Source organism: Streptomyces mutabilis, assembly GCF_014649815.1.
GTDB classification, from domain to species: Bacteria; Actinomycetota; Actinomycetes; order Streptomycetales; family Streptomycetaceae; genus Streptomyces; species Streptomyces mutabilis.
Window position 1 is genome coordinate 1 of the sequence record NZ_BMTT01000043.1, and the last position, 9518, is coordinate 9518.

A 9518-nucleotide genomic window follows, 5' to 3' on the forward strand; every position below is an offset into this window, starting at 1 on the left:
TCACGGAACCGCGCGAGGGTGGCGTCAGACGTCATTGCAGAGGAGCCCTTTCGAGTGGGTTGCCTGGTCGAGCCGGTTCGGGGCCGGTGGCCGGGAGCAGGCGGGCCGGTCAGGCCCTGTCCTTGAGCTGTTCCTGAAGCCGGCGGGCCAGCGCCTTGCGCTGCACCTTCAGCGTGGCCGTGCGGGGCAGTTCGGCTCGCGGGATCTGCACGGGATCGCCCAGCTGGGGGAAGTCGGTGACGGCCGAGCGCCAGCGGGCCCGGTCCAGGGGTGCGTCGTCGACGGTGCAGAGCACCGGGACCGGCTCACCGTTGGGCCCCTGCACCACGACCAGCTCGTTGAGCTCCTCCAGCTTGCTGAGTACGACGTCCTCGACCTCCAGGGAGCTGCGCACCCCGGGGATCATGTCGACCTCCCGGTCGAGCATGTGCAAGCAGCCGAACCTGGTGCGGTACCCGATGTCGCCGGTCCGCCACCAGGGGCCGTTGCGGTTGGCGTCGTAGCGCTCCTGCTCGCCGAAATAGGTACGGGCCAGGCCGTCCCAGGCGACCTCGACGAAGCCCGGGGTGTGCTCCGACGGGTGGCGGCCGTCCCGGCTCACCACGCGCACCCTGGCGGCTCCCCTGGGCATGGGCCAGCCGACGCAGCGGCCGTTCGCCTTGTGCGCGAAGTCGCGGAAGTAGGCGCGGCCGACGGCCGGGCCGACCTCGCTCTGCCCGTAGATTTGGAAGAACAGGGCACCCCTGCGGTCGGACGCCTTGAGGAGCTTGCTCATCGTCCCGGGGTGGATGGCGTCGAAGGTGCTGCTGAAGACCTTCACCGACCCGAACGGAGCCCGGGGGTCCTCGGCCAGCCGCTCCCACTCCATCAGCGAGTTGGGCAACGCCTCGATGAGCATCGGCCGGTGCCTGACCAGTTGTTCGGCGACGTCCGCGGGGTCGGCCTCCTTCATGAGCAGGACCGGGAACTCCTTGAGGAGGGCCAGAGACATCGCCGCGACCATCCGCGAGTGCACGAACGGTATGTGGATCGCGACGGTCTCCTTCTTCCGCAGCAAAGACAGCAGCCGCCACTGCGGTACGAGGCGGACGGCCTGGGTGCGGGGCGTGTGCACGACGAGCTTGGGGATGCCGGTGGTACCGGAGGTGTGGGTGATGACGGCGGCCTCGTCGATCGGCCGGACCACCGGCTTGGCCCTCGGCGCTCCGGCGAGCTCGGCGAGCGAGGCCACGCCGGGCCGGTCGTCGGCCGAGGTGACGACCCGCCGGGTGATCTTCGCCAGGGGCACGTCGGCGAGGACGTCGAGCTTGGCTCCGTCGGTGAGCAGTGTGGGCTGGTCGACCCGCTCGATCAGGGCGGCCGCGGTCGCGGCGTCCAGGGCCGGCGACAGGTTCACGACGACTGCGCCGATGCGGGACACCGCGGCGGCGAGCATCCAGTGGTCGGCGTTGGCGGTTTTGTAGAGCACGACGTGCTCGTCGGGCCGGACGCCGGCCGCCCACAGCCGGGCCGCCAGGTCGTCCACGTGGTCTGCGTACTGCGCCACCGTCAGACGTCGTCCCGTCTCGGGGAAGACGCCCAGGTCGTGGTCGAGGGTGATGGGCGTCCTCCCGTTCACCGCCGCGGCCATCTCCGGCAGGAGGCCGATGTGCAGGCCGCGTTTCTGTATCGATCGATAGGCCGTAGAGCCCTTCATGTGGGCTGTCTCCTTTTTGGTGAGCGGTGGGCGCGAACCGTTGCCGCTCGGCGACGCGCGGACAAACACAGGTGCCCTCGGCTCTGCGCCGAGGGCACGCGGGTGGTGCGGTGCTGTGCCGCCGTGGGCGGCCGGTCCAGGGAAGGGGACGTCAGAAGGAGTAGGGGCCGAAGCGTCCCCATGCCACGAAGGTCGCCGTGCCGAGCAGGACCACGTTCACCACGATCGCCTGGTGCTCGTGACGGCGCAGGTGGGTGACGGCCGCTCCGATCATCAGCAGTACGGTGCCGAGGGCGGCTGTGGGCACCAGCACCGGCGCGATGTCGAGCGCGGCGGGCAGGACCAGGCCGGCTCCGGCGAGCACCTCCAGCGCGCCGATGGCCTTGACGCTGCCGGGGCTGAAATCCTCGACCCAGCCGTAGCCGGCCTCCGCCAGTTTCTGCGGGGGCTGGAGGAGCTTCATGGCGCCGCTGGCCAGGCTGACTGCGCCCAGCACAACCGCGACGATCCACAGGGCGACGTTCACGAGAGTTCTCCTTGCGGGTTCGGCCGGACGGTTCAGCCGGCGGCCGCGCGGCCGGCCTTGAGCGCTGCCGCGATGTCGACGACGCGGCGGGCCTGGTGGCGGGCCGACTGCAAGGTCTCCTCGCTGGGCGCGCCCTGGCCGGCCACATGGGAGGTGCCATAGGGGTTGCCGGTCTGGAACTGGACGGGATCGGTGTAGCCGGGCGGCACCATGACGCCGCCCCAGTGGTAGAACGTGTTGGACAGCGCCAGGATGGTGGACTCCTGCCCGCCGTGGAGCGTGTTGCTGGCGGTGAAGACCGAGCACACCTTGTCGGCGAGCTTGCCCTGGGCCCACAGCGGGCCGGTGGTTTCCAGGTAGGCCCTGAGCTGGCTGGCCGGGTTGCCGAAGCGGGTCGGGGTGCCGAGCAGTACGGCGTCGGCCCAGCCCAGATCGTCGAGACTGGCCTCGGCGATGTCGGCGGTGTCCTTGATGTGCTGGGCCCACGCCGGGTTGGCGTTGATCGCCTCGGCCGGAGCCAGTTCGCGGACCTTGCGCAGGCGCACGGTGGCGCCGGCCTTCTCCGCGCCCTCGGCGGCGGCACGGGCCAGGGCGTGCACGCTGCCGGTCGCGCTGTAGTAGATGATGGCGAGGTTCACAGGCTCCACGACCGGCTTCCCTTCTGAGTGCGTCGCACCGAGGCGGTCTCGCTCGGCGTTGTCGGACTCCAGCGAAGCGTGTGGCGCCCCGAGGCGCCTCGAGCGCGGCTGGAGTCCCGAAGGGGCCCGCGCCGGGTCACCGGGCGACCACCAGGGTGGCGGGCGGCGCGGCGTGGAACGAGATCTCCTCGAAGCCCGCCTTGACGAGCCAGTCGCGGTACTCGGACTGCCGCCAGGTGCTGCCCTGCTGGCTTTTCAGCAGCATTTCCGAGGCGAAGATCAGAGGGAAGGCCGGGCCGCCGCGGTCGTCGTCGACGACGTAGTCGCACACCACCAGTGCGCCGCCGGGCTTGAGGCAGTCGCGCAGCCGGGTGAAGACCTCGATGTTCTGCTCGGGCCCTTCCTGGTGGGCGATGTGCGAGTACAGCGCGACGTCGTACCGGGCGGTGCCGAAGTCGGTGGTGTGGAGGTCGCCGTCGATGGTGGTGAACCGGTCCGCCACACCGCGTTCGGTCAGCAGCCGGCGGGCGATCGCGTTGATCGGTTCCCAGTCGAGCTGGGTCGCACGGGCGGCGGGGTTGGTCTCGAGCCAGATCGCCGAGTAGATGCCCGAGCCGCCGCCCACGTCGAGGATGCAGATCTCTCCCGCGCCGGCGAGCTGGAGCACTTCTGCGGCAACCGTCGCGGCGGGCACCGACTGGGCGGCGATCGCCGGGACCACTTCCTCCCAGTGAGGGTTGTCGGCCACCTCGGTCGTGGGGTCGGTGACCGGCCCTCCGGCACGGACCACATCCGGCAGGCCGGTCAGGGCACCCATGTGCTTCAGCTTCAGCTGGGCGAAACTGCTCAGGGAAGCGGGCCTGCCGTCGACCAGGTAGGTGGAGGCCTCGGGGGTGTTGCGGTAGCGGCCCTCGCTCAGCTCGACGAGGCCCACCCCGACAAGCCCGTCGAGGAGGGCCTGTGCGCCCCGCTCGGAGATGCGGGCTCGGGCGGCCAGCCGGGCGGCGGTGTCGGCCCCGTTCTCGAGATGGGTGAACAGCGAGTGGGCGGCCGCCGCGCCGAGCACTCCGGTGGCCCAGTAGCCGTTGATCAGTCGCAGCACGCCGTCGGGTGTCGGCTGGTTGTCCGTCACGCGGCCCCTCCTAGGATCCGGGTGGACGTCGAATGGGTCCGCAGCGAGCCGCGCAGGACCTCCACGACCCGTTCGACCTGGCTCGCGGTGAGTTCCGCGTGCATGGGCAGGGCGAGGTTGCGGTGGAAGAGGTCCGCTGAGACCGGGCAGCTGTCCCCGGAGGCGAACACCGGCTGGAGGTGGGTCGCCCATGCGCCGTGTCCGCAGCCGATGCCCTGGGCGCGCAGGTCGGCGGCGACGGCCGCCCGGTCCACGCTCGCGTCCAGTGTCACCATGTAGGACTGCCAGGCGTGGGTGCGGTCCTCGGGTACCCACGGGGTGGTCGTCAGTTCCTCGTCGGCGAGGAGTTCGGTGTACTGGGCGGCGACGGCGGTGCGGCGCGCGAGGAGTTCGTCGATCCGGTCGAGCTGCACCTGGAGGATGGCCGCGGCGATGTCGGACAGCTTGAAGTTGTAGCCGATCTCGGTGAACTCCGGTATCGGCAGGCCGACGACCTTTCCCATGTCGAAGATGCTGCCGATGCCGAAGGACGAGCGCAGCCGCGCATCCGCCGCGAGGGCCGGATCGGTGGCCAGCAGCGCACCGCCCTCACCGCTGGTGGCGCCCTTGCGGCCGTGGAAGGACAGACAGGCCACCTCCGCCAGGGCACCCGCCTGACGTCCCTGGTAGGTGGCGCCCACCGCACAGGCCGCGTCCTCCACCAGGAACAGGCCGTGGCGGTCGGTGATGGCCCGCAGCGGCGCGTAGTCCGCGGGCATGCCGACGGTGTCCACCGCGATGACACCCACGGTCCGCGGGCCGACCAGATCGGCGACCGCCTGCGGGTCCACCGTCGCGGTGTCGGCCCGTACGTCGGCGAAGACCGGGACCGCTCCCAGGTAGCGCACCGCGTGGGCGGGCGCCGGGAACGTGTAGTCAGCGACGATCACTTCGTCACCCGGACTGACGTCGAGCGCCATCAGTGCCAGGTGAAGGGCGGCGCCGCAGTTGCTCACCGCGACCGCGTCGGCCACCGCGTACTTCTGGGCCAGCTGGGCTTCCAGTGCCTTGCCCCTGGGGCCCTGCCCGGCCGGCCAGCCGGAGGCGAAGACCTCCGCGACGGCGGCCAGTTCCCGTTCGCCCAGGCTCGCGTGCACCAGGGGTATGGCTTCCATGGTGGTCATCACCCGCTCCGCTTCTCGTTCGTTTCCTGACCGTCGGTCACGGGTACGGGCGGCTCGTAGCGCAACGGTGTGATCTGGCTGACGTCGTAGCGCTTGCGCATCTCCTCCACGGCCACGGCGTCCACCGTGGTGCCGCTCGACCAGATCTCCGCGATCTCCTCGAAGTAGTCCTCGTGGTCGGGGGAGGGATAGCTCTGGAAGAGCATCTTCACCGGCTTGTCGGTGGGGTTGCGGAACGCGTGCGGCGTGCCGGGGGGCACGAACATGCACCCGCCCTCCCCCGCGCGGATGACGCGGTCGCCCTGTGGCGACTTCCAGTGGTGCCAGGTGTCCGCCGTGCGCTCGACCGGTTCGAAGCACAGCAGGTCCAGTTCGCCCTCCAGGACGTAGAAGAACTCCTGGGACTGGTCGTGCACGTGCGCGCCGACGTCGAATCCGGGCGGCACGACCACTTCGAAGATCGATACGGAGGACCCCTGGGCCTTCGTGGCCTTGAACGTCACCTCCTGCGCCGGCGTGATCAGCCTTCGCCCGCCACCGGCCGGAATGATGAGGTCAGTCATGAGCTGTTGCTTCCTTCTGTCGGCACGCGTTCTCCAACCGGTCGGCGGCGGTGACCGCTGCTCCGGCTTCGAGCGGACGATCCGTTACGCATCGATGGCCCATCGGCCCAGCGCCATCTCGGCGGTGATGCCGGGACCGAACCCGGCGATCAGGCCGGTGGCGCCGGGCATCGGGGCGTCCTCTTCGAACAGCCGCAGAGCCGCGTCCAGTACGACGGCGCTGGCGATGTTCCCGTACTCCGTCAAAGTCGCCCAGCTGTGCCGGAACACCTTGCGGTCGACGTCGAGGAACTTGGCCAGGTCGTTGAGGATCCGGGGCCCGCCCGCGTGCACGATGTAGAAGTCGAGGTTGGCGGCGTCCCAGTCATGGCTCTTGGCGAAGTCGTGCAGCACCGGGGCGAGCGGCTCCATGGTGCCCGGCACCCGGCGGTCCAGCTGGAAGTGGAAGCCCGTGTCACGTACGGCGTAGGAGATCCAGTCCTCGGTGTGCGGGATGAGGTAGGAGGAGTTGCGTTCCAGCTCGATGCCGGTTCCCCCGTTGCCGCGCACCACGGCGGCCGCGACCGCGTCGCCGAACAGCCCGTCGGACAGCAACGAACCGATGTCGTCCTCGTCGGGCTGGTAGCACAGCGAGCACAGCTCGCACGAGACGATCAGGACGTTGCTGCCCGGGTGGGCCAAGCAGAAGTCGTGGGCGCGGTTGATGGCCGCACCACCTGCCGCGCAGCCCAGCTGCGCGATGGGTATCTGCCGTGTGTCGTCCCTGAATCCCATTTGGTTGATCAGCCATGCGGTCAGCGACGGCATCATGAACCCGGTGCACGACACGTAGATGATGGCGTCGATGTCACGCGCCGTCACTTCGGCGTTGCGCAAGGCCCGGTCGATGATCTCGGGGCAGCGCTTCTTGGACTCGGCCTCGTAGATCCGGTTGCGCTCCGTCAGGCCCGGGTGGCGGAGCGTCTTCTCGATGGGCTGTACGATATGCCGCTTCAACACCCCCGTGTTCCGAATCAGGCGAAGTGCCAGAGGGAGCTGCGGCTTTCCGGCGTGGACCCTTTCAGCGAACGCGAGGGTCTCTCCCGCTGTGATGACGTATTCCGGGACACTCACCGAGGGCTTGCAAAGCCTTGGCATATCAGAGTCCGCTTTCTCTAGAGTCTGCCTTCTGCGCGGGAGGAATCGCTCGCACCGTTCCAGTGCTGCCCGGGGTCGGGCCAGGGCGAGGACATGAGCGATGCGGCCAACTCCAGGCCGACAGAAATGCCCCGTCGCCGGCATGCGGCACGGGGCATCGAAAGGGAACAACCTCCGCCGCTGTTTTCGGGCAGGAGGGATGTGCGGGAATCGTGACACGCCGAGTACCGGGGAGCCAAGGCCCCACAGAAGTGACGTGGGTCACGTACGCGAGGGTTTCCGGAACGCGGGCCCGTCACGCTGCCGCCCGGTGCTCGGTGGGCGGCCGCTCCCACCGCACGTCGCGTGTGCCCCCACACCGCCTGGACGCGCTGCGCGCCCTGGTACGCGAGGAGCCGAGGCCGCGGAGCACGGGCGGCGACCGGAGGGCATGTCGTCGGCCACGGCGGCCCTCCACTGCCGCCGGCCGCGTCCGGGACCTCCGTCTGCCGCGGGCGGGCCCCGCCCTCAGAGCACCCGCACGGCCGACTCGGCGTACTCGCGGGCCAGGTGCAGCATCCGCAGGCTTTCCTCACCGAGCTCCGCGCGCACCCGGCTGCGGGCGTCCTGGAGGGTGGCGCCCGGCCCGAGCACGTGCTCGATGGCATTCTCCCTCAGCACGACATGGTGCTGGGACGTCACCGTGACGCCGTTGCCGTCGGAGACGACCGACCACTCCCCGCAGTGTGCCGCGAGCAGCCTGCGGGGCTTCGTCTCCTTGTAGACGATGCGCCCGGCGTGCGGGAAGCACAGCCGTACGGAGCTGACGTCCTGGAGGGTGCCGTCGGCCGCGGCGAGTGTCATGGCCACCGTCTGGACACCCACCTGGGGCTCGTCCAGCTCGATCCTGCGGACGTGCGGGAGGCGACCGGGCCAGCTCTCGACGTCGTAGAGGAAACCGTGGACGAGCTCGGCGGGCCCTTTGGTCCGCACGCTCTCCTCGAAGGACAGGGTCAGTTCGTCGATCCGCGTCCACTGCTCCGCCAGGAACCGCAGGTTCTTCAGGTCGGAGCGAGTGGTGGCCATGACGTTCCGCTCCAGCCACGCCATGCTCTCCGGACTGTCGCCCCGGGAGGTGAACGCGTGGTCCACCGTCAGCCGGCAGCGTTCGGGGCCCAGGGGCTGTACGGAAAACGTGCCGCCCATCGACGCCGCCCGCTCCATGAGCCGGTCCTGGCGGAAGGAGAGCGAGCGCCGTGCGGAGTCCTGGACCCGGTCCGACGTCCAGGACGTGACCTCGCCGTCGGCGAGGGCCCACACTCGCAGCCGCTCACTGGCACCCGCGAAGTCGAGGAAGTCCAGCCGCTCCACGTACACGCTCGAGGGGAAGTACAGCGGCCGGTGCTCGGCAGAAACGATCAAGGCGTAGACGATCCCCGCGGGCGCGTCCACATCGATGGCGTGTGACAGCCGGCGCAGACGCTCCTCCTGCAACCAGGACCACCCCCCTCGCTTCGAACGGGCCGCCCGACCGTGGTGAACGGCGCACTCCCTCGCGGTGCGAAGGCAGCGGTCAGCAGAGCTTCCACGGGGTCACTCGAGACGTGACCGGGTACGGCTCAAGCCCGCCTCGCCCCCAAGGCGTGTGGACAGGGTGATGAGCCGGGCCGGGCGGCCCCTCGCTCAGCGCACCGACGCAAGCCGTTCCCCCCACCGCGGGCGTGGTCCCGGCGGCCCCGGGCACCGGCGGGACCGCATCGTCTCGCGCCGTGAGGATGAACCGGTGCAACCGACGCAGCGCAGCGGACGGTTCCAGGCCGAGCTCACGTACCAACGCGGCGTGCAGCCGCCGGTAGACGTCCAGCGCTTCACCTCGTCGCCCCGAGCGGTACAGCGCGAGCATGAGCTGGATGTACAGACCCTCGTGTGTGCGGTACCGGTTGACCAGAACGCTCAGTTCCGCCAGCACCTCACGGTGCCGGCCGAGGCGCAGCTCGGCGTCGATGCGCTGTTCGAGAGCACACAGCCGGCTCTCGTCGAGGCGCTTGATCTCCATCTCCAGCCGCGGCCCGGCCCGCACGCCGGCGAAGGCGGTACCGGACCACAGCGCCAGCGCGTCACGCAGCTGACGCGCGGCCCCGGCGAAATCGCCCGCGGCCATCGCCCGGTAGCCCAGGCCCGAGAGCCGCTCGAAGGCGCGTACGTCAGCGAGGCCGTCACCGCTGTTCAGCAGGTAGCCGCCGGGCATCGTCACCAGCACGTCCTTGGCCGCGCGGCGCTCTGCCTGCCCTCCCGTCCCCGCCCCTTGCCCCGGGCCAGGGCCACAGCGATGAGGTCACGCAGCTGAAGGATGTACGTTTGCAAAGTAGTCCGACTGCTGCGCGGCGGGGCGGCGCCCCATAGTTCCTCCGTCAGCGCGGAGACGGGCACCATCCGGTCGGCATGGAGCGCCAACAGGGCCAGCACTTGCCGTGGTTTGGGAGCCGTAGGTGTGATCGAGGCCCCGTTCTCCCGCACCGACAACGTGCCGAGCACTTCGATGTCCACAGCTTCTCCCCCTGGACGGAGTCGCCCGCCGGGCGACTTCCACCGCGCAGATTCAAATCGGTTCCGTATGAGTTACTGCGGGGGGTTGCCGTGTTTGCGGGACGGCAGGTCGGCGTGCTTGGTCTGGAGCATGGACA

At 70.0% G+C, this 9518-nt stretch carries 8 protein-coding genes and 1 pseudogene; all 9 read right to left on the minus strand.

Features of this window, described 5'->3' with window-relative positions:
• Positions 1 to 109 precede the first annotated feature (109 nt).
• Positions 110 to 1696 (minus strand): class I adenylate-forming enzyme family protein, encoded by a 1587-nt coding sequence (locus IE142_RS34130; protein WP_191889327.1) that lies wholly within the window; start codon positions 1694 to 1696, stop codon positions 110 to 112.
• A gap of 151 nt (positions 1697 to 1847) precedes the next feature.
• Entirely contained in the window at positions 1848 to 2222 is a 375-nt protein-coding gene (locus tag IE142_RS34135) for a DoxX family protein (protein WP_191889328.1), read from the minus strand.
• A 32-nt stretch (positions 2223 to 2254) separates the two neighbouring features.
• The gene (wrbA, locus tag IE142_RS34140) at positions 2255 to 2869 is read right to left on the minus strand and encodes an NAD(P)H:quinone oxidoreductase (protein ID WP_191889329.1); all 615 of its coding nucleotides are present in this window, start codon (positions 2867 to 2869) and stop codon (positions 2255 to 2257) included.
• 127 nt (positions 2870 to 2996) lie between these two features.
• Positions 2997 to 3992 (minus strand): class I SAM-dependent methyltransferase, encoded by a 996-nt coding sequence (locus tag IE142_RS34145; RefSeq protein WP_191889330.1) that lies wholly within the window; start codon positions 3990 to 3992, stop codon positions 2997 to 2999.
• A complete protein-coding gene (locus IE142_RS34150) occupies positions 3989 to 5146 on the minus strand; it encodes a DegT/DnrJ/EryC1/StrS family aminotransferase (RefSeq protein WP_191889334.1) in 1158 nt (385 codons plus the stop codon). Before IE142_RS34150 ends, IE142_RS34145 begins: the two co-directional genes overlap by 4 nt.
• Positions 5147 to 5154: 8 nt before the next feature.
• Entirely contained in the window at positions 5155 to 5718 is a 564-nt protein-coding gene (locus IE142_RS34155; RefSeq protein ID WP_191889331.1) for a cupin domain-containing protein, read from the minus strand.
• Positions 5719 to 5802: 84 nt separating this feature from the next.
• Positions 5803 to 6855 carry a type III polyketide synthase gene (locus tag IE142_RS34160; RefSeq protein WP_191889332.1) on the minus strand — a complete coding sequence of 351 codons (1053 nt, stop codon included), beginning with the start codon at positions 6853 to 6855 and terminating at the stop codon, positions 5803 to 5805.
• 507 nt (positions 6856 to 7362) lie between these two features.
• The gene (locus tag IE142_RS34165) at positions 7363 to 8328 is read right to left on the minus strand and encodes an aromatase/cyclase (RefSeq protein WP_191889333.1); all 966 of its coding nucleotides are present in this window, start codon (positions 8326 to 8328) and stop codon (positions 7363 to 7365) included.
• Between the two features lie 232 nt (positions 8329 to 8560).
• Positions 8561 to 9381 (minus strand): annotated as a pseudogene (locus IE142_RS34170) (AfsR/SARP family transcriptional regulator); the annotation flags it as partial.
• Between the last annotated feature and the right edge of the window lie 137 nt (positions 9382 to 9518).